At 33.7% G+C, this 21511-nt stretch carries 20 protein-coding genes; 3 read left to right on the plus strand and 17 right to left on the minus strand.

Features of this window, described 5'->3' with window-relative positions; genetic code table 11:
* Window positions 1–14: 14 nt before the first annotated feature.
* The 3 genes from ACUN3A_RS11930 to ACUN3A_RS11940 all read right to left on the minus strand — a co-directional run bounded on the left by ACUN3A_RS11930 (window position 15) and on the right by ACUN3A_RS11940 (window position 6962).
* Entirely contained in the window at window positions 15–887 is an 873-nt protein-coding gene (locus ACUN3A_RS11930) for a transglutaminase family protein (protein WP_445551512.1), read from the minus strand.
* On the minus strand, window positions 877–3468 hold the full coding sequence (locus ACUN3A_RS11935) for a circularly permuted type 2 ATP-grasp protein (protein ID WP_445551513.1): 2592 nt from the start codon (window positions 3466–3468) through the stop codon (window positions 877–879). The genes ACUN3A_RS11930 and ACUN3A_RS11935 overlap by 11 nt, the downstream gene beginning before the upstream one ends.
* A gap of 77 nt (window positions 3469–3545) precedes the next feature.
* The gene (locus ACUN3A_RS11940; RefSeq protein WP_445551514.1) at window positions 3546–6962 is read right to left on the minus strand and encodes a transglutaminase family protein; all 3417 of its coding nucleotides are present in this window, start codon (window positions 6960–6962) and stop codon (window positions 3546–3548) included.
* Between the two features lie 322 nt (window positions 6963–7284).
* Between ACUN3A_RS11940 and ACUN3A_RS11945 the strand changes: the two genes are divergently transcribed.
* Window positions 7285–7842, plus strand: coding sequence for a sugar O-acetyltransferase (locus ACUN3A_RS11945; RefSeq protein WP_445551515.1), 558 nt, complete (start codon window positions 7285–7287; stop codon window positions 7840–7842).
* On the opposite strand, the gene ACUN3A_RS11950 is transcribed toward ACUN3A_RS11945, so the two are convergent.
* The 4 genes from ACUN3A_RS11950 to ACUN3A_RS11965 all read right to left on the minus strand — a co-directional run bounded on the left by ACUN3A_RS11950 (window position 7839) and on the right by ACUN3A_RS11965 (window position 9617).
* Window positions 7839–8069, minus strand: a complete 231-nt coding sequence (locus ACUN3A_RS11950; RefSeq protein WP_445551516.1) for a (4Fe-4S)-binding protein — start codon at window positions 8067–8069, stop codon at window positions 7839–7841. The two genes, ACUN3A_RS11945 and ACUN3A_RS11950, sit on opposite strands and share 4 nt — an antisense overlap.
* A 2-nt stretch (window positions 8070–8071) precedes the next feature.
* Complete coding sequence (locus ACUN3A_RS11955) at window positions 8072–8479, minus strand: OsmC family protein (protein WP_445551517.1); 408 nt, start codon at window positions 8477–8479, stop codon at window positions 8072–8074.
* A gap of 21 nt (window positions 8480–8500) precedes the next feature.
* On the minus strand, window positions 8501–8785 hold the full coding sequence (locus tag ACUN3A_RS11960; RefSeq protein WP_445551518.1) for a GNAT family N-acetyltransferase: 285 nt from the start codon (window positions 8783–8785) through the stop codon (window positions 8501–8503).
* 112 nt (window positions 8786–8897) lie between these two features.
* The gene (locus ACUN3A_RS11965; RefSeq protein WP_445551519.1) at window positions 8898–9617 is read right to left on the minus strand and encodes a pirin family protein; all 720 of its coding nucleotides are present in this window, start codon (window positions 9615–9617) and stop codon (window positions 8898–8900) included.
* A gap of 224 nt (window positions 9618–9841) precedes the next feature.
* On the opposite strand from ACUN3A_RS11965, the gene ACUN3A_RS11970 reads away from it, so the two are divergent.
* The gene (locus ACUN3A_RS11970) at window positions 9842–11038 is read left to right on the plus strand and encodes an ATP-binding protein (protein WP_445551520.1); all 1197 of its coding nucleotides are present in this window, start codon (window positions 9842–9844) and stop codon (window positions 11036–11038) included.
* Between the two features lie 13 nt (window positions 11039–11051).
* On the opposite strand, the gene ACUN3A_RS11975 is transcribed toward ACUN3A_RS11970, so the two are convergent.
* The 6 genes from ACUN3A_RS11975 to ACUN3A_RS12000 all read right to left on the minus strand — a co-directional run bounded on the left by ACUN3A_RS11975 (window position 11052) and on the right by ACUN3A_RS12000 (window position 16267).
* Window positions 11052–11627 (minus strand): Crp/Fnr family transcriptional regulator, encoded by a 576-nt coding sequence (locus ACUN3A_RS11975; RefSeq protein WP_445551521.1) that lies wholly within the window; start codon window positions 11625–11627, stop codon window positions 11052–11054.
* A gap of 107 nt (window positions 11628–11734) precedes the next feature.
* The gene (locus tag ACUN3A_RS11980) at window positions 11735–12691 is read right to left on the minus strand and encodes a bestrophin family protein (RefSeq protein WP_445551522.1); all 957 of its coding nucleotides are present in this window, start codon (window positions 12689–12691) and stop codon (window positions 11735–11737) included.
* 12 nt (window positions 12692–12703) lie between these two features.
* Window positions 12704–13420, minus strand: coding sequence for a hypothetical protein (locus tag ACUN3A_RS11985; RefSeq protein WP_445551523.1), 717 nt, complete (start codon window positions 13418–13420; stop codon window positions 12704–12706).
* 76 nt (window positions 13421–13496) lie between these two features.
* The gene (locus ACUN3A_RS11990; RefSeq protein ID WP_445551524.1) at window positions 13497–14888 is read right to left on the minus strand and encodes a sensor histidine kinase; all 1392 of its coding nucleotides are present in this window, start codon (window positions 14886–14888) and stop codon (window positions 13497–13499) included.
* Window positions 14881–15564 carry a response regulator transcription factor gene (locus ACUN3A_RS11995; protein WP_100842190.1) on the minus strand — a complete coding sequence of 228 codons (684 nt, stop codon included), beginning with the start codon at window positions 15562–15564 and terminating at the stop codon, window positions 14881–14883. The genes ACUN3A_RS11990 and ACUN3A_RS11995 overlap by 8 nt, the downstream gene beginning before the upstream one ends.
* Window positions 15565–15904: 340 nt before the next feature.
* Complete coding sequence (locus ACUN3A_RS12000) at window positions 15905–16267, minus strand: DUF983 domain-containing protein (RefSeq protein ID WP_445551525.1); 363 nt, start codon at window positions 16265–16267, stop codon at window positions 15905–15907.
* 92 nt (window positions 16268–16359) lie between these two features.
* Between ACUN3A_RS12000 and ACUN3A_RS12005 the strand changes: the two genes are divergently transcribed.
* Complete coding sequence (locus tag ACUN3A_RS12005; protein ID WP_445551526.1) at window positions 16360–17223, plus strand: AraC family transcriptional regulator; 864 nt, start codon at window positions 16360–16362, stop codon at window positions 17221–17223.
* A 4-nt stretch (window positions 17224–17227) separates the two neighbouring features.
* On the opposite strand, the gene ACUN3A_RS12010 is transcribed toward ACUN3A_RS12005, so the two are convergent.
* The 4 genes from ACUN3A_RS12010 to ACUN3A_RS12025 all read right to left on the minus strand — a co-directional run bounded on the left by ACUN3A_RS12010 (window position 17228) and on the right by ACUN3A_RS12025 (window position 21337).
* Entirely contained in the window at window positions 17228–17569 is a 342-nt protein-coding gene (locus ACUN3A_RS12010; RefSeq protein WP_445551527.1) for a hypothetical protein, read from the minus strand.
* A gap of 188 nt (window positions 17570–17757) precedes the next feature.
* A complete protein-coding gene (locus tag ACUN3A_RS12015) occupies window positions 17758–18255 on the minus strand; it encodes a hypothetical protein (protein WP_445551528.1) in 498 nt (165 codons plus the stop codon).
* 478 nt (window positions 18256–18733) lie between these two features.
* On the minus strand, window positions 18734–19897 hold the full coding sequence (gene purT / locus ACUN3A_RS12020) for a formate-dependent phosphoribosylglycinamide formyltransferase (protein ID WP_445551529.1): 1164 nt from the start codon (window positions 19895–19897) through the stop codon (window positions 18734–18736).
* 276 nt (window positions 19898–20173) lie between these two features.
* Window positions 20174–21337, minus strand: coding sequence for a sialidase family protein (locus ACUN3A_RS12025; protein WP_445551530.1), 1164 nt, complete (start codon window positions 21335–21337; stop codon window positions 20174–20176).
* Window positions 21338–21511: the final 174 nt, after the last annotated feature.

Consider the following 21511-nt stretch of genomic DNA (forward strand, 5'->3'; position numbering starts at 1 on the left):
TTTTTGATAGTAAATTATTTTAAAGGTATCACATCTACTTCTACTTTTACTTTATGATCTCCTGAACTAAAAATAATTCCTTTTAAAGGCGATACATCAGCAAAATCTCTTCCATAAGCGGTTACAATATGACGTTGTTGCGGAATCATATTATTGGTTGGATCGAATTCGCACCAGCCCATTTCGGGGATATAAACCGATATCCAAGCGTGTGAAGCGTCAGAACCTTCTAGTTTTGGTTTCCCTATCGGAGGTAATGTTTCGATGTAGCCACTCACATATCGGGCAGGAATACCAACGCTACGCAAACTTGCAATTGCTAAATGAGAGAAATCCTGACAAACTCCTCTTCGTTCTTTAAGAACAGTTTTTATAGGTGTATTGACATTTGTCGAGCCTGATTTGAATTGAAATTCAGTATATATTTTTTTGATTAAATTTAATACTGCTTCAAAAAGAGGTGTGTTTGGAAGTAAACAGCTTTCAGCGAAAGCGACAATTTCCTCATCCCAAGTTATGAATTGGCTAGGTAATTGATATTGTAAAACTTCAATTTTGAGAGCGCGATCGGTTGTGAATTTTAATCTAGCTTCTTCGCAAGTTATTGTGTTTAAAGTTAGCTGTGTCACGTTCTCTAATACTTCGATTTCGCTAGAAACCGTAACTTTTAACGATTTATGTGATTGATGAAGCGAAAAATAATGCTGAGTATTTCCAAAATAATCCACTCGAGAATATATTTTTGAAGGTTTAGGCTCAATTTCTATTTTGAAATTTGTGCATGTTTGTTTTGTAGAATTTTGCGGTTGAAGACACAAAATACTTTGATAATTGTGTACCTCATTTACATAGGTATACAGCGTTTGATGTTTTAATTTATATTTCATCAGTATCTATATTTTCAAGGGTGTCTAAAACAGAATGTTGCATCACAGAATGATTAAAATACAAACTAGATAAGTTATTGGAAACGTTTGAAATCAATTCGAAAACATCCTCCAGCGTTTTGTCTAAATTGAGACGAAATTGTGTCGCCTCATCTACTTGTATTAAACTATCGGCATCGATTAACTTAATAAGTGTACTTGCTTCTAAAGCTGATTTTTCGGCAATACTCAATCGATTCGGTTCATTGGTTTTGGGTAATTTAGAAAGATATTTTGTTAGGATATCCAATAAAAAAGATAGGGTATAAGGTAAGTTTTTTTCTAAAAACACCATATTAATTACTGCTTTCAAACTCAAATGCGATTTGTAAATATTTCGATATTGGGCTAATAAATGGTGGTATTCCAAAACAGCTTCCATCAAAACAGCTTCCTCTTCTTCCTCTTTTTTGTAATTGAAAGTGGAACGAAATACAGAAACCAAAGATAAAATTCGTTCTACATTTTTCCCTACTTCCATTAGGTAAAACCCATTATCTCGTGGTAGTGTTTCATATATGTTGCCATAGAAAGAAAAAAGTCGAATGTGTAATTTATCTAAAGCCTGATTGACATGGTTAATAGTATTGGTATTAGTATTTTTAAGCGAAATTTGACAGTCTTCTAGTAGATTAATGATGCGTCTGGTATCAAGATTCCATTTTTCACTAACCTGATTAATAGTATTTAGTAAGGATTGCATATTATAAACAACTGAACCTGGTTTTTTTGAATCATTTATCAAAAGAAGTAACTCTGTAATCGGATTTACAAAAATGGCTTCGTTGTCTATTGTTTCTCCGTCTTTGGCTTCTTTTCCCACAAATCCCGGATAGGTCTGAGACAGATGGGTTACAGATTTTAACAAAACAATTAAGAATTCAGGTTGTTTGTTGCCGTGTTTAACCACGTTTTCATTAAGTCTATTCAATATTATTTTTAGAAAACCACGCAGCGCCATTGTTCTTTCGCACAAGCGTCCCAACCAAAATAAGTTTTCGGCGTTACGGCTGGTCAATGAATTGTTTAGCTGATTGTTGGTGTTTTTTCGTTCAACTGTTTTTTCGTGATATTCTGTTGGTGCATCAGTTATGATCCAAGTGTCTTTTGAAATTCCGCCAAATTGGTTTGAAATTTCAAATTTATCTTTAACCGCGGAACTTCGTGTTAAGCCGCCTTGCATCACTTTGTAATTGGTTCCGTCGGCTATTAAAAAAGCACGAATTGCGGCATATCTTGGTTCTATTGATCCGTTAATAAAGGCAGGAGTGGTAGATAAACTTACCTCTTCTTGAGCCACATAATCTTTTGGGCTTTTGAGAATTAGTTTTTTTAAATCTTCAAGCTGTTCTTTGTTTAATAAACGCCCATAAATGGATCTAAAACCTTGTTTTCGATTGGTTTTCTTTATGATTAATTTGGGTAAATTAGCCAAAACAAAGTTTAATTCTTTGGTATGTCCGCACCACCATGTAGCAATCGAACTGATTAGTAAAGGTTCGTTGAGTAGAAATTTACAGGCATTTTGCATAAAAGCCATCAATCCATAATTTTCTAATATGCTCGTTCCCGGAGGATTTAAAACGGTAACATTTCCTAAACGAATCACTTGTAATAAACCAGCAATTCCGAGTAGAGAATCTCTACGTAATTCTAGTGGATCACACCATTCGTCATCCAATCGTTTGATAATTACATCTACCCGTTCGAGTTGATCGATAGATTTTAGCCAAACAAAACCATCCCTAACCACCAAATCATTTCCTTGTACTAATGTATACCCTAAAAAAGAAGAAAGATAAACGTGTTCAAAATAAGTTTCGTTTCCAGGACCAGAAGTCAAGAAAACCACATTTGGATTTTCATTGCTATTATTTCCTAAGGAATCAACGGTTTGTTGTAATTGATTAAAATAAGGAGAAAGCCTTTTTCGATATGTTTTTTCATTGAGTTCAGGGAAAACCTTACTCATTACAATTCTATTTTCGAGTGCATATCCTGGTCCAGAAATGGCTTGAGTTCTATTATCTAATAGCCACATTTTACCATCGGGACCCCGAGCTAAATCAACTGCGTAATTCAATAATCGTTTGTCTTGCTTTTGAATAATGTCAAAACAAGGCAGTAAAAAACCAGCATTATCAAAAACTAATTCAGCAGGAATAATGGCATTTTTAATTAAAGTTTGAGGGCCGTAAAGATCTTTTAAAATTAAATCTAATAAAATGGCTCTTTGTTTTAATCCTTGCTCTATAGTTTTCCATTCCGATTCATGAATTAGAAATGGAATAGGGTCCAGTTTCCAAGCACGATTAGACTCCTTATTGGTTTCGTAAACATTGTAAGTAACTCCGTTTTCCTTTAATTTTTTTACGATTTCTTGATTGCGTAATTCTAATTCATGGATGCCAATAGATTCTAAGGTATCAAAAAGCCCTTTCCAATATGGCTTAATTTCACCATTTTGGTCAAGTACTTCGTCGTAAGAATTAATTTTTTCTTTATATGAATGGAGTAGTCCCAATGAAATATCTTGAATCATTTTGTTAATTGTAAATGAATTGCTTTTTAATAATTGGCAAAATAATGGCTTTTAAAGCGAACAACAATGCAATTATCCTATTCTTTTGCTTTCCAATAATGTCTTAAATCTAAAGTGTAAGGGTATTCAGGATTAATAAGTTCTATTGGTGTATCAAGTCTTAGTTCAGATTTAGATTCTATTAAAAAACGAGAAGTTGCAGTGCTGTTGGCAATCATCTCTTTCTCTTTTTCGACATCCTCAAGTGCTGAAGACGGTGTGTGACCAAAATCCCAAAAACGACTTATTTTTCTTGATTCGGCTTCAAAACTATTCACGGGGAAACTATCAAAACTTCTTCCACCAGGATGTGTTACAAAATAAGTACAGCCACCAATTACTTTATTGTTCCAAGTATCTACTAAGTCAAAAACAAGCGGTACATCAATTCCAATATTAGGATGCAATGCGGATGGTGGGTTCCATGATTTATAACGTATTCCTGCTACATATTCTCCTTTGGTTCCAGTGCTTCTTAACGGAATTCGGCAGCCTTTGCATAATAAAATATGACGATCAGGTACAATTCCTGAAACTTTTACTTGTAATCTCTCTAAAGAAGAATCTACAAATCGAGAAGTTCCAGAACTAGACAATTCTTCTCCTAGTACGTGCCAAGGTTCTATTCCTAATCTAATTTCTAACTGGATGTTATCAATAGTCACATTACCATGATGCGGATATCTAAATTCGAAGAAAGGATCAAACCATGAAATGTCAAAATTATATTCGGCATCTTTTAAATCATTTACGACATCAATCATATCCAAATAAGCGAAATGAGGTAATAAAAATTTATCATGCAGTTCGGTTCCCCAACGAATTAATTTTTTCTCGTAAGGGTTTTTCCAAAATTTTGCGACCAAAGCCCGAACTAATAAATTCTGAACTAAATTCATATGTTTGTGCGGCGGCATATCAAACGCACGTAACTCTAATATTCCCAAACGTCCTGTTGAAGAATCTGGAGAGTATAATTTGTCGATACAAAATTCGGTACGGTGTGTATTTCCTGTGATATCAGTCAATAGGTTTCTAAAAATTCGATCCACCATCCAAAAAGGAACTTCTCTGTCTTTTGGGATTTGTTCAAAAGCAATTTCCATTTCATATAGGCGTTCATCACGGCCTTCGTCAATACGTGGAGCTTGACTCGTTGGTCCAATAAAAGGTCCAGCAAAAAGGTAACTCAAAACTGGATGGTGTTGCCAATAGGTAATTAAACTTCGCAATAAATCAGGTCTTCTCAATAACGGACTGTCTTCGGGTCTTTCTGCACCTAACGTTACGTGATTTCCTCCGCCAGTTCCTGTATGACGACCATCAACCATAAATTTATCAGTACCAAGACGAGTTAAGAATGCTTCTTCGTAAAGTGCTGTTGTGTTGTCTACAATTTCTTGCCATGATTTGGCTGGATGTACATTCACTTCAATTACACCTGGATCTGGAGTAACCATCATTTTTTCTACCCTGTAATCCGTTTTTGGCTGATATCCTTCAATTCTTACGGGCATTTGTAGCTTTTCGGCAGTACTTTCAATCGAAGTAATTAAGTCAATATAATCTTCTAAATAATCAGTTGGTGGGAGAAAAACATATAACATGCCATCGCGTTCTTGTACACACATCGCGGTAATGAAAGTGTCAACTTCGAATACGGTGGAGTCTTCTTTCTTTTTATCCTCTTTTTTGGAAGCTACTTTTTTAATTGCTTCGAAAATCTTTGCAATAGTTCCGTAACGTTTTTTTACTTTTTCAGAGTAATCACCTAATGGAGGTAAATCTTCAAATAAACTTCTGTCAACAACTGTTTCTCTCTTGTTTTTGGAGACTTTTGGCAGGGAGTCTAAAGGTAAACGCAAACCAATAGGAGAATTTCCAGGAATTAAAAAACAATTTCCTCTTCTAAATTCCCATGCACAACTTTCCCAATTATCCCAAGAGTAATTTTTTCGTATTGGTAAAACAAACCCTGATGGATTATTCAACCCTTTTTCTAAAACCTTTGCGAGATTATGGCGTTCAATAGAATCTTTTAAATTCACTTTTAATGGATCCAAATTCACTGGAAGTTTTCCTTCCTCAAGCGCCCAATAGATAGGGTCTTCGTAGGTTGGTAATAAATTTTTAGTATCAATTCCTAGGAATTTGGTCAATTCGGTTGCGAATTTTTCAGCATCGTGAAAGGTGAATTTGGTTTCTCCTTCTTTGGCTACCAAAGCATCATTTTTCCATAAAGGGAATCCGTCTTTTCTCCAGTATAACCCATATTGCCAACGAGGGAATAATTCTCCAGGATACCATTTTCCTTGTCCAAAATGCAGTAAACCTCCGTGAGCAAATCGTTGTTTTAAACGTAATGCTAAATCATAAGCTAGTTTTCGTTTCAGTGGCCCATCGGCGGCGGTATTCCATTCGGCACCCTCAAAATCATCAATAGAAATAAAGGTTGGTTCTCCACCCATTGTTAGACGAACATCCCCTTGAATTAAATCATTTTCAACGACATTTCCAACTTCCATGATGTCTTCCCATTGTTTATCAGAATAGGGTTTGGTAACCCTTGGGTCTTCATGAATTCGGGTTACTTTATTTTCAAATTCAAAACTTACTTCACATTTTTCTGTTGCTCCAGTTACAGGCGCAGCGCTTTCATAATGCGGAGTACAACACAATGGAATATGCCCTTCACTGGCAAAAAGTCCAGAAGTAGGATCGAGCCCAATCCAACCAGCGCCAGGGAGATACACTTCAACCCAAGCGTGCAAATCGGTAAAATCATTTTCGGGTCCAGATGGGCCATCAAGAGATTTGACATCTGGTGCTAATTGTACGATATAACCAGAAACAAAACGTGTGGCTAAGCCAAAGTGCCTCAAAATATGAATTAATAACCAAGCAAAATCTCTACAAGAACCACTTTTTAGCCTTAATGTTTCTTCTGGAGTTTGCACACCAACTTCCATTCTCAGATTGTAAGTAAGTGTTTTATAAACTACTTGGTTCATGTAAACTAAAAAATCATTTATTTCTAAAGAATCGTTTAGTTTTATTTGTTCAATAAATTTTAAAAAAGTTGGACTTTCTTCACTTAATTTCAAATAAGGAATTAATTCTTGTTCGAGTACATTGTCATATTTAAATGGAAACTTCTGAGCATATTCTTCTACAAAATAATCAAATGGATTGATGACTTGAAGTTTTGCAATGACTTCGACTTCGACTTTTAATTCTTTAATTTTATCTGGGAAAACAATTCTAGCCTGATAATTCCCAAAAGGATCTTGTTGCCAATTTATGAAATGATTATCTGGGCTAATTTTAAATGTATATCCTTCAATCTGAGTTCGAGAATGTACTGCTGGGCGAAGTCTGAAAACATGTGGGAATAATTTAACGCTTCGGTCAAATTTATATGTTGTTTTATGTGAAATGGCTATTTTTATGGACATAAGAAGTTTTTTTATGACATATTTTGTTTATACAAATATTGAAAAAAAAACATTATTTAACGAATTTTATTGATAATAATTTATTAAAAATACGTGTTAATACTCTTGAAACAATAATTTTATGGCTTTTTATTGATGATTTGTTAACGTTTCGATTTTGATTAACTATTATTAATTTTTGAGTAGATTACAAAAATGCCAAATGCTTATCTTTATCCCTGATTACAATACTTAATTATTGTTTTATTTTTTTTAAAATAACTGATTTTGTTGCTTTTAAAAGTGCCAATCGAGTTTAGGGATACTCTATAAATTTTTTAAAATGACCGAAAAAGAAAAAATGCTTTTGGGTGAAATCTATTTTGCCAATGATAAACAGCTAACCGAAGAAAGAACCAGAGCTAAAAAATTATTGCATAAATTGAATGTCACCGAATATTTGATGAATGGAAGATCACGAGCTATTCTTCGGGAGTTAATGCCTAATTCTCATAAACGGTTATACATCGAACCTCCATTTCATTGTGATTATGGGTATAATATTCATTCGGGGGAGAATGTGTATTTCAATGTCAATTGTGTGGTTTTGGATACAATGAAAGTGACTATTGGGAACAATGTTTTCTTTGCTCCCGGTGTGCATATTTACACAGCGACGCATCCGCTTAATGCTATTGAAAGAAGAACTGTCGAAAGTTCAAAACCTGTATCCATCGGAGATGATTGCTGGATAGGAGGAAATTCTGTTATTTGCCCAGGAGTGACCATTGGAGCCGGTTGCGTAATTGGCGCAGGTTCGGTAGTAACCAAAGATATTCCCGAAAATTCATTGGCAGTGGGTAATCCTGCCAAAGTGATTCGGAAATTGAATGAGGATTAATCTTTTTTGTTGAGGTAAAAACTCAGTGCTCCTGATGGACATTTGTTAATGGTGTCCATTATTTTTTCAGAAGTTGACTTTTCGGGTAAAATCCAAGGTTTCTCTTTTGGGTGAAAAACATCTGGATTGTTCTTAACACACATGGCAGAATGTATGCATTTTCCTGATTCCCACACAATCGTCACTTCACCATTGGTGTATTCTTTTTTGATGTCTTTTGGATCCATGATTATATAGTGGTATTGATTAGTATTTTGTTTTTTAATATTTTAGAAATCGGGCATTTTTCGGCAATAATTAATAATCTGTTTTTGGTGTCTTCATCAACGGTTCCTGGAAAGCTGATAGAACGACTAATCGTTGTTGTTAATTCAGTATCATTTTCTTGAGATATATTTAGCGAAATATTTATTTCTGGAATATCCCAGCCTTTTCGATCAATATACATTCTCAAAGTAGATAAAGTACAACCAGCTAACGATGCCAATAAAGTCGAAAAGGGGTCTGGGCCCAAATCATTTCCGCCAACATTCTCAGGTTCATCCATTAGTAATTTTCCATTGCGCCAAGCAATAGTGCACAGGTATTTTTGTGTTCCAATGTTTCCGGTAATGTCATTCTCTAATAGATTTTCCATAAGGTTTGTTTTTTATGAGGATTATAAAACGTCTCTAAATTCGGGAGTTTTATCAAAAACTTTTTTTGCAAAAGGACAAAGCGGAATAATTTTAATGTCTTTTTCGCGAGCAAATTCCACAGCTTTTGCTACCATTTTTTTTCCAAAACCTTTTCCGTTGTTTCCTTCGTTTACTTCAGTATGATCTATGATAATTTTATTTGGACCAGCAAATACAAAAGTCATTTTTGCTTCCGTCTTACCATTCACATCTATATGGAAAAAACCGTTTTTATCAGTTAATTCTAATTGTACTTCTTCGTTCATTTTTTTTGAGTTGCTAAGTTTCTAAGTCGCTAAGAGTTTAAGTTTTTTTAAGTTTCTGAGATGATAAGATTAATAGCTTAGAATCTTAGTATCTCAGAAACTTTGTATCTATTTAATAAGCCATCGGAATTTCCATTAACAGAAATTTTGCGTCTGTGGATGCTTTAATATCCAAAGTTTTGAAGTCAGTGATACCTAAACCATCACGAGTTTCTAATTCTTGACCGTCAATAGTTATGGTTCCAGAAATTACAAAAGCATAAACACCGTTTCCTGCTTTTTTCAATTCATATTGTTTTTCAAAACCTGCCTCAAAATCAGCTAAATGAAACCAAGCATCTTGATGAATCCAAACACCATCATCATCAGGATTTGGGGATAATATTTGAGCAAAATTATTTTTTTGTTCAGTAGTATCTAAAGTGATTTGTTGGTAACGAGGTTCTACATTTCTCACTTTTGGGAATAACCAAATTTGAAAAAGTTTGGTGCGTTGATCTGCATTTGGATTGAATTCACTGTGTTGAACTCCAGTTCCCGCGCTCATTACTTGTATATCACCAGTTTTGATGGTTTCAGTATTTCCCATACTGTCTTTGTGAGCCAAATCACCTTCTAAAGGAATAGTGATAATCTCCATATTGTCGTGTGGATGTGTTCCAAAACCCATTCCTGCTGCAACGGTGTCATCGTTTAAAACGCGTAATGCTCCAAATTGAACTCTATCTGGATTGTACCAGCTAGCAAAGCTAAAACTATGATAAGCGTTTAACCATCCGTGATCTGCGTGTCCTCTTGTATCTGCTTTGTGTAAAACTGTAGTAGTTGCCATGATATATAAATTTAATGATTTTTGTTATACAAATTTACATCAGTTGTAAGCAAAAGGCACTTAACCTAGATTAAGAAAGTGTAATTCTAAAATACCGAGTGCTATAATTATGATAATAATAATGTAAGGATTAATGTTTTGTTTAGTTTGTTATTTATTTTTTGCTTGAAATTGTTTAGTGAAGTAAACAAAATATTGTATTTTTGTTTAATTAAGAAAACGATATGGAGGATTTAAACAATCAGTTTGAGCAAAGAATGCGATATGTTTCGGTAGATTTTGTTCGTTCTATAATGAATGAAATTAACTGGAACGCCCGATTAATAGGGATAAAAGGAGCAAGAGGAATTGGTAAGACTACGCTTTTGTTACAATATATAAAGTTGCATCTTGCTGATAAATTGAATGAAACATTGTATGTGAGTTTAGATACTACTTGGTTTCATAAAAACTCACTTCTAGAATTAGTGAAGGATTTTGAACGTAGAGGGGGAAAATATCTTTTTTTAGATGAAGTGCATAAATATGAAGGATGGGCACAAGAGCTCAAAAATATCTATGATATATATCCTGAGCTCAAAATTGTGTTTACAGGTTCTTCATTGCTTGAAATTCTTAATGCTCGTGCCGATTTAAGCCGTAGAGCAGTAGTTTATACTATGCAGGGATTTTCGTTTCGTGAATTCATAGCAGTAGAAACAGGGCAGATTTTTGATATTCTTTCGTTGGATCAGATACTTACTGACCACAAAGAGGAAGCGCGGAAAATCAATAATCAGATAAGGCCTTTTCAATATTTTGAAAATTATTTAAAACAAGGTTATTATCCTTTTTATCGTGAACAACCAGAATTATATTTTATGCGATTAGCAGAGGTTGTCAATATGATTTTGGAAATAGAACTTCCACTACTTCGCAATGTAGAACTATCTTATATTGGTAAAATAAAACAGTTATTAGTAATCATCGCTGAGTCGGTTCCATTTGTTCCTAACGTTAGTAAATTGAGTGAAAAGATAAATATTAATAGAGCAACCTTATTAAGTTATTTGCATTATTTGGATGAGATTGGGCTTACTCATAATTTATTTAAAGAAGCATCTGGCATTAGTAGGTTACAAAAGCCTTCTAAAATTTATTTAGAGAACACCAATTTAGCTTACTTGCTGTCAAGAGAAAATACTAATATTGGAAATTTGCGTGAAACATTTTTTGCAAATCAATTGAATCATCGTCATAGACTCAATTATACTGATAAAGGAGATTTTTTGGTTGATGAAAAATTTACATTTGAAATAGGAGGTAAAGACAAAAAAGCAAAACAAATTGAATTTATTGATAATGCTTTCGTAGTTTCAGACGATATTGAATACGGCATTGGAAATAAAATCCCCTTGTGGTTATTTGGTTTTTTATATTAGTATTCGTTAAGTTTTATTTCCGCAACATTTTGCTTTTCATTTTGCTGAAAAACTCAGGAGTCACACCAAGATAAGAAGCAATTTGTTTTTGAGGAACATTATAAATTAAGTCCGAGTATTTTGTGCAAAATTTTTCAAAACGCTCCTCGGCGGTTAAACTCAAATTATCCATCAGGCGCTGTTGATGTGCTACCAATGAATTCTCAGTCAGAATCCTGAAAAAGCGTTCGAGTTGAGGTATTTCTTTATATAGAATTTCTTGGTTTTCTTTGGATAATATAACTACTTCGGCATCTTCGATAACTTGAATAAAAAGGTTTCCAGGTTTTTGCGAAAGCAAACTATACATGTCACTTATCCACCAGCCACTACAGGCAAAACTCAAAACATGCTCCACAATATTGTCATTAATATTGAAACTGCGCAAAATACCAGAATTTACAAAATATGAATGTTTGCAAACTTCTCCCGCATTAAGCAAAACGGTTTTGGCCTTGTATTGCTTTGTTTCTGTTTTAGAGAGAAAAAGTTCTTGCTCTTGTGGCGTTAAAGTAACGTGTTTGCTGATGTTTTCGAGAATGGCCTTCATTCTTTCAAAAGTACGATTATTTAACTATTTGTAAAATTATAATCATAAAAAAAAGCCTGCAAGAAACGTTGTTCCTACAGGCTCTAGGGAAAACTTAATTATACTAACTATAAAATATAATAGTCTTCCATTTTGGGTTTTGCTTTCTTAGGATATGTATTGGATTCGAAATGATCCGATTGATTTGAAAATTCATCATTGTATTCATTTACCATTTGCATTAAATTTTTCTCAATGTTTTTGGCAATAGTAGAAACAGGCGTATCTGTTGGTTTGTTCTCGAATGGATCCTGTAGATGAATAGCCATTTTTTCAACCAAGAAAAAGGCTGCTGCTATTATGGTAACTAATGGAATTTCTAAAGTACGCAACATAGTTGGTAAACTAAAAGGCAACATCATAATGAATAAATAGATAGTCATGTGAATGTATAATCCATAAGTAGTTGGGAATATTGTCGTTTTAATACGTTCACATTTACCCATTTGATCACAAAAACGAGTCAATGTTTTATCTAATTCGATTTGTTGATACATATTAATTTTTTCTCCATCCAAAGCATCTTTTAAATCTTTTCCGTGAAGCATTAATAATGCATTGGGTACGTGTTTATGTCTTTTTACATAGTCTAATTCTTCTGCAGAAAGTAAGCCTTCAATAGGTTTGTATACATTTTCACCACGAAGCGCATTTCCTAAAGCATAACACCAGGCAGCTTGTCTTTTTGCTATTTTTTCGATAAAATTATTCGATTCTATCGAAAAAATAGGATCCTTATAAAAGGTTATGATTTGTCTAACAAGGGTTCTTGAATCGTTAGTTATCGCTCCCCAAACAATTCTAGCTTCCCACCAACGGTCATACGCTTGGTTCGATTTAAAGGCAAGTAATAACGAAATTACGGTTCCAATAACAGATGGGATTGCCAATGGTATTTCAGTATTTAGCTCAGGATTAAACCGATGAAAAATATCAAATAAACAGGTGTATACTAGTACTATTATAAGTTCATATTTAATTTTGCCTAGTATGTATTTTAGTGGTATTTTCTTTTTTAGTAACATAATGTAATTGTTTTAAACGGTTTCTTCATGCAATGATAAAACGGGAATTTCAAAATGTTGATTCAGTTCGTTTTTCTTTTTAATTTTTGACCGTTCTGAAGTACGGGTTTCAATTACAAAATCAATATCATTTTTTGATAAGATATCGTTCAAAAGAAGATTGGTGTACTCAGACGTTTCCTGTTCTTTTTTTAGGACTTGACTGATTTTTTGCAATGGAAATTGATCATGCATATATTGCTGAATGTCATCGATATTTAATCGGGAAAAAGCATTTTCTAAATAAATCGCTTTATTCAGTTGAGTCGTAGAGTCATTGATGAGACGTAAAATTGGTATTTTTTGATTTTCAATACTATGTATCAAATTAATGTGTACACTTTTTTTACTTGTGATGATTGATTTTGTAAGGAGAATTAAATCAACGGAATGTAAATGCAAAAAGTTTTTTAAAAGCGGAGACGAGATTCCAGATTGACGCTTGAATTCTAATTTGCAATTAGGAAAAAGTTCAATTAGATCACGACAATTGTCTAATACATCCATTTCTTTATGGGTTATTTGACTGTCTTGTTCTCTTAGATATTGTGCCGCCGAGAATGAATCAATTTCATCAGTAACTAAAAATAGAATGATTTTTGTATTTCCATTTTTAGAATGATTAATGGCTGTTTTGACTGCTGATATCGTATCAGAAGTTAGTCGGGTAGGGATTAAAAAGTTTTTCATAAGTACGGTTGTTTTTTTGTACTTACAAAGTAATCTTAGCTACATTAGAGCTAGTTTAAAATAACATTAGAAAATCCTAAGAATTGACATTAGAATTTTTAATGTTGGTTTTTTTGAACAAAATAGTCACGATAGTTCCTTTGTCTTTCTCGGATTGAATTTGCAATTCGCCATTATGCATTCGGATGATTTTCATAGCTAATGGGAGTCCTAAACCGTAACCAATATATTTACTTGCTTCTTTTCCTCTGAAAAAAGGCTCGTAAAGGTGTGGAATATCCTCCGATGGGATTCCGATTCCGATATCGCTAATTACAATTTTAATGGTGTCTTTGGTAGCACTAAGATTAACAAAAACTTCTTTATTATCCGAGTATTTTACCCCATTGGCAACAATATTATTTATAGCTAATTCTAATAAGTTTTTGTTACATGGAATGGATAAATAATTGCTGTCTTTTGCAGAAATATCTAGTTTGATGCTTACTTTATTATCTGGGAAAAAAGTATCTAAGTCTGTTTTTACTTCAAATAACAAATCGTCCATGCGAACAACATTTTGGACTTGTTTGGTTCCGTCATAACCCGTTTGAGTAAGTTTTAAAAGACTCTCGGTTAAACTTCCTAATTTAGAAGCTTGTCTGTAAATATTTTCTAATGAAGTAATATATTCTTCTTTTTCACGGTCTTTGAGAAGCATGATTTCTGCCTCGGCAATAATGGTGGTAATAGGTGTTTTTAATTCGTGAGAAGCATTATTGATAAAATTAGTCTGAATTTCAAATGATGTTTCCAATCGATCGAGCATATCATTGAAGGTCGAAGTCAAGTCGGCTATTTCGCCTGTATGTCCATCATTTTGTAGTCTTCGGGATAAATTGGAAGCACTGATTCTTTTTACTTCTTTGGCTATATTGGAGACAGGAATTATTACTTTTTTGGCTAATAATCGTCCTAGAAAAAAAGAGATAATCAAGAAAATGGCAATTCCAAGAATCATAATTCTTGAAATATAAACGGTTGTAAGATGTCCTTTTCGGTCTACTGCTGCAATGATTACAATGTATTTTTGGCCATTCTCCGTAAAAATTTGACCCAAGTAATATTTGTTATCTATTTCAAAGGATTCTTTTCCGTTTTTTAAAACGTTAGTATAAAATTCGTTGGGTAAGTTTAATTTGGTGTTGTATTCAAAAGTGTTTTGACTATTTACTTTTAGTACAAAATCTTCTTCTTGAATCAATTCTTCTAAACCATTTTTTTTAAGCTGCTTGTAATACTTAATTTTTTCAGGATCTTTCTGGAAGTGAATCGAAGCAACAATTTTGGCGCGATCTTCAAGTCGTTTTAAAAAATAATATTGGTTGTTACTTCTAAATAAAAAAAACACCAATATGCACAGAAGTACAGTACTAAATGTAGAGAGTATAACGTACGAATAGGTGATTTTTTTCTTGATATTATTCATTTTCAGCCTGTAATAAATAACCAAAACCTTTTATGGTTTGAATCATTTTGGTGTTATAAGGTTTGTCGATTTTTTTTCTCAAATAATTAATGTACACATCTACAACATTGGTGTTCATGTCAAAACTGATGTCCCAAACATTGTCCAGAATTTGATTTCGGGAAACGATTGTTCCCTTATTTTTGGCTAAATAATAGAGTAATCTAAATTCCTTATGCGTTAAAAGTATTGGATTTCCATTTCGATGTACCGACTTGGTTTTTCCATTTATTTCTAAATCCTCTAGTTTTATAATGTCAGGTTTTTGAGTATCTAAATTGGCTCTTCTTGCCAAAGCCATCACTCTTGCATTAAGTTCCGTAAATTTGAATGGTTTAACCAAATAATCATCGGCGCCGTTTTCTAATCCGTTAACGATGTTTTCAGAAGTTCCCAATGCTGTTAATAAAAGAATGGGAACAAAGTTTTTGATGGCTCTTAATCTTCGGCAAATCTCAATTCCGTTAACTTTCGGAAGCATTACATCCAAAATCACTACATCAAAATCATTGTTCTGAATCATTTCCAACGCAGTTTCTCCGTCAAGACAGACACTTACTTCGAAGTTGTTCTCGGTAAATCCTTTTCTTAAAACGGATAACAAATTAGGTTCATCTTCAACGATCAATAATTTCATTTACAAGTGTTTGTTTTTACAAACATAAAAAAATGAAAATGTAATTTTCTATAAGTTGGGATTTCTTAAGGTTTTTTTTGGAATTTTTTTTGAAAAGATGATTTTAGAATGGCATTCGCTTTAGAAAAATAAATATTATTTTCCTATTTGGCTAAATAATTTATTAGCCACGGATTCTACTGATGTAACAGATTAGAACGGATTTTAAATAAATCCGTTAAAAAATTAGTTGAAATCTGTGTAAAATCAGTTCAATCCGTGTCATCTGTGTGCCATTTTTATTGCAGTTGAAAGTTTCAATAGCTAATGCCTTGTGACTTTAATGTGTGTTGTTCTTCTCTTAAATAGAATAGTTTTTAAACATATAAATCCATAATAATCTTGATAAACGAATGTTGAAAGACGCCATAAATAATATTACTGCTGTAATAATCCCAATGATTCTTAAATCAAAAGTTTCTGCGAAAAATTGATGAGCAATTAAATAAGTTGCTATTCCTTGTGCGACCGTCAAACCATAATTTACATACATAGCACCAAAAAAATAGCCAGGTTCTTTTTCGAATTTGAAATGACAATGAGGACAATATGGGTTCATTTTTGGGAATCCAACGTTTAAGAAAATATTTTTTTCGTTAAATACTTTTCCTTTTAGACAATGTGGACAATCATTATTTAGGATGTGAATAAGTGCGTGTGACATGATTTTATTTTTTATCAAAGGTATTTTTTATTCATGTCTCAAAAGTTTTCTATATTCGCTAATTATAGCACAAAAAAGACATTTCTGAAATTATGAAAAAGTATCCCATATATTCTATTCAGCGGTTCAATTGTAATGATGTGAATAGTGATTTTTATATAAATACCTTCAAAAATCACTTGGTAGATCACAGTTTTGTCGAAGAACCGCATAGGCATAATTCGTATGTATTGGTTCTTTTTACCAATGGATCAGGAACGCATGATATCGATTTTGATACGTTTAAAATTCAGCCGGGGAGTATGTTTTTTTTGCAGCCTGGTCAAATTCATCATTGGGATTTGTCTGATGATATTGATGGTTTTGTGGTTTTTTATTCTCAGGAAATGTATAATCTTTATTTTCGTCAAAAGACAATTGACGCTTATCCGTTTTATCACTCCTTAGGGAATTCACCCGAAATGATTTTGGATGCTAAAGAAACCAAAGCTATAGAACCCTACTTTCATAGTATGTTGGCGGAGTATCAAGGGAATAAAATGATGAAGCAGGATAAAATCATCAATGTATTGGATAGTATTCATATTGAAATTGCCCGAAAGTACAGTGAAAACAATATTCTCGAAACACATTCATATAATGTGAAAATAAGAGATTTTAATGTGCTTTTGGAAAACTACTTTTTAACAGAAAAAGCGCCTTCCTTTTATGCTTCTCAACTTCATATTACCTTAAAGCATTTGAATAGAATATGCAATGAAATCCTAAAGAAGACCACGACTCAGGTTATTACGGAGAGAATTATTTTAGAGGCCAAAAGAATGCTAATGGATAAAAAAAGAACAGTCAACGAAATTGCTACAGCATTGGGTTTCGATGACTATTCGTATTTTGTGCGATTGTTTAAAAAGCATACAGCAATGACGCCGACAGCTTTTAGGGATTTGAAGAAATAACAGGCTATTTTATCTTTGCACTGATGAGGTTGCTTAACACATCACGTTCCCGTTTCAGCATTTTTATTTCGAGTTCCAATTCGGCTATTAAATCATCTTTTGCTTGGTCTCCTATTTTGTTCGTTGAAAATTTATCAGGGAGTAATGCGGCAATATCCGTAAAGAAATTGTGTTGCAGTAAATTGCTTATTTTTAAAAGAATATCGGTGCGAATCCAAGCCTGTTTAAGACGGACTTCAAGATTTGCTGGATCAATGTCTAAGGCTCTTGACAAAGCTGCTTTCGAAACATTGTTTTCTTTGATATATCCTTTTAATAGTGTGCCGATGTGTACGTTTTTTTCCATTATTTGATTTGAAATAGAAGTGAATTATTTAATATATCAATTTAATTATCAAAAATAACAATTTAGTTATTTTATATATTAATTTGGTTGTTAATAATAATAATTTAATTGATTATAAAGATAATTTTATTATTAAAATAAACAATTAAATAGTTATAAAAATTAATTTAATTGTTATTTATAACTATTTATTGTTGTTTTCTTTTTAATTGGGTATCCGATTTTCTGCCAGTGTTCGTTTTAAACCTTTGGTTAAGCAGTTCAAATGAAGTTTTAGATCCAGGGACACCCGATTTTGAGGCAGTTTCATAAAGTTCATACACCTTTAGTGCGGTGTCATAAGCTTCTTTTCCCGCTAATCGTTGGGCAGCATTGACCTGACTAATAACCTGATTAAGCATTGATTTTAGAATATCGAGTTGTTCAAATAGTTTTAAATCGGCGATCAGATTGTCAATTTTGATATACGAAGGCATCGTTTCGGCACCATTGGATCGGAGCTGATTGATACAGTCTTCGGTAAATGCTTTGTTGGCGGCATCCATACCCCGAAAAGATTTTTTCTCATCTGCTGTTAATGAATTGGGAGGAAGTAAAGCGCTAATATGTTGCAAATTGGTTTTAATGGAACTAATAGATGATTCTGAAATTGTAGTATCGATGCGATTATAGGTAAGATTTGACATGTGTTTAGTTTTTTGGTTCGAAAACTAAGGTATATATATAATACGAAATACGCTACATTTTTTGTTTGATTTCAGTTTCAAAATTATTTTGAAGCAAAAAAAATACCCGATATTGCGAGTATTTTGTTAATTGATAGTAAGCAAAGATTACCAATTGTTTTTTTTGCCATAGATTAAAAAGATTTACACAGTTTTTTTTACTGATATTTAAGGTGAATCTGTATCACGAAATATAGTTTGCAAACATTGCTTTCATAGCCAACGGTTTCAACCGTTGGTAACGTATTGCAAAATCAATTTGCGATATTGTATTGTCTCTTTAATATCTCCAACGTTTGAAACCGTTGGCTATGGTATAATTAAAAGTTGTGGCCCTAAAAATAAAATTACAATAGTTCTTTGAGCATTTGAGTATTTGTGAAATAATCACAGCATTCAAATTCGTGCTAATTAGTGAAATTCGTGTTTATTTTTTTAATTAGTTAGCTATGACTTTTACTAATCCAGCAGCAGCTTTCGCTTTTTCAACCACTTCCTCAATTGCAGTGTCCAAAGTGTCATTGACCAAAGCCACACCCATTCTACGATACGGTCTTGAAGTAGGTTTTCCAAATATTCTGAAATCGGTTTTGGGTAAAGCTGCGATTTTTTCTATTCCTGTAAAAGTTGGATTTGTTGAATTTTCGGAAGCTAAAATTACGGCACTCGCTCCCGCTTTTTCTAAAGTAATTTCGAAAATAGGCAAACTCAAAATAGCACGTAAATGCAATTCAAATTCATTAAAGTTTTGTGTTCCCGCCAAAGTAACCATTCCCGTATCGTGAGGTCTTGGAGATAACTCTGAGAAATAAACGCCGTCATCGGCAAGGAAAAATTCGACGCCAAATAATCCTGCTCCGCCCAAAGCTTCCGTTACTTTTTCGGCCATATCCTGAGCTTCATATAAGGCTGCGTCCGATATTTTTGCCGGTTGCCAACTTTCCTGATAATCGCCACGTTCTTGTCTGTGTCCGATTGGCGCACAAAATAGGGTAGGGTTGTCGTTTTGAACCACGGTCAATAACGTGATTTCCGAATTGAATTTTACAAAAGCCTCCACAATAACTTCGACTACATCACCACGGGAACCTTCTACGGCGTATTGCCAGGCTTTGTCAATATCAGCAGCTGTTTTTATGGTGGATTGTCCTTTTCCAGACGAAGACATTAATGGCTTTACTACGCAAGGCATTCCAACTGCTTCGACTCCTTTTTGCAGTTCTTCGGCTGAAGTGGCGTAACGGTAATTGGCGGTTCGCAATCCCAGTTCTTTAGAAGCCAAATCGCGAATCGCTTTTCTATTCATTGTAAAGTTCGCCGCTTTCGCAGAAGGAACTACGGTAATCCCCTGTTTTTCGTAATCATAAAAACGCTCGGTTCTGATAGCTTCAATTTCGGGAACAATAAAATCGGGTTGGTGTTTGGCAACGATTTTGTCTAATGCTTCTCCGTCCAACATATTGATGACTTCAAAACCGTGTGCTACTTGCATTGCAGGAGCATTTTCATAACTGTCAACAGCAATTACGGTTTGACCGATACGTTGCGCGGCGATTGTAAATTCTTTTCCTAATTCGCCTGAACCTAGAAGTAGTATTTTCATTTTTTATATTTTATGTAACGAACAGATTGTGATAGGTTCGTACAGGATGTGTATTTGTTTATGCCCAAATTTAGCAAAAAAAGCAAGGTATTTGCTTTGAAAAAAATGTTGTATTTCTAAACGGAATATTTAGCTACGGATGGCACGGATTTAACAGATTAGCACGGATTTTTAATTTAATGTGTTAAAAATGAAATCTGTGTAAAATCCGTTTTATCCGTCAAATCTGTGGCTAATTTTTTTAAGAAAAATGCTCTAATTTTAAATGCTACAAAGCTAAAAACTATCCAGAGGAATTCTAGTGAATTCAACATCTTCTTTGTTAGTAGCATATCCTACATACAGATAGTTTTTCCAAACAAAACTTTTGGGATAACTATAGCCAATTCTTTTGAATTTCCCATCGGTTTTCATCGGTTGTAAATCTTTTCCACCGCTTCGAAGCAAATAGGCTTTGTCAAATAAAAAGCCATCTTTACTCACCGTAATGACCAATGGAAAGCGATTTTTGTTTCCTGATGGATTGTTTACCATATACGCCATTCCGTTTGGTAAATTTCCAGCACTTTGTTTCGCTCTGGAATCAGGTGTATCGATAAGTGTTGGTATGGTCCAGGTTACTCCGTTATCATGACTTATAGCAGCTAGTTTTTTAAATGTACCGTTTTGGTCTCTAAAAATCATTACAATTGCACCGTCTTTTCTGTAAAACCAACTAGGTTCCAATTCTCTGCTAATAGTAATATCTTTAGAAGGAAGGTTTTCCATTTTGCCAGATTTCCATCCAGTTATTCCCAAAGTGTCATCGGTATAGAACGGCGTTGCGATTAGACCAGGCTGCATGTGAAAAGCGGTTATAATTCTGCCGTTTGGTAAGCTATGAACGTCTTGTTCGATAATTCCTGATACAGGATTGTTCTCGCTATTTGTTACTGGCTTTGGTGTTCCCCAATGTATTCCATCTGTAGATGTTATGTACTGGGTGAATCCTCCTTTAGGGGTGTTTTCTTTTTTGGGCCAAATGCCTAAATAAGCCACGAGTGTCTTTCCATCACTCCACCAGCCTCCGCTTGTTTTTATGTTTTGAGGTTCTATTGTTGTTAATGGCATTGGTTTTTCCCAAACTTTTCCATCGGTGCTTCGGCTGTAAAATACTTGTGTGTCTGCTCCATCTTCATCGATAGAAGAACTCTGCCATTGTGCATACAGCATTCCTTTGAAAGCAAATAAAACAACACCGTGATTGTATTTGTTTTCGTTTTCTTTGGGTGAAAAGATGGTGAATGTTTCTGCCCCTTTTGCAAAAGTAAGTCCTAAAGTCTCGGGTTGTTTAAGGTCAAAAAGAGGATTTACTTTAAAAGGTATTTCGGCAGTTTGTGCTGATAAAAGGGTAGTAGAGAAAAGAGCGATGTAAAGAATTAACTTTTTATGATTTGCCATAATGATTTACAATTTCTACTTCGTTATAAAAGCGAAAGGCTTTACACTTGTAGTATGTTCAAATTTAACAAAAAAAGGGATGTGATTTTTAATTGAAAGGATTGGTTTTTTTATTCCATTTTTAAACTTTTGAATTTTATTTTTAAACGAAAAACGTCTTGCTTGTTGTCCCCT

The sequence above is a fragment of the Flavobacterium sp. WC2509 genome, from assembly GCF_052683105.1.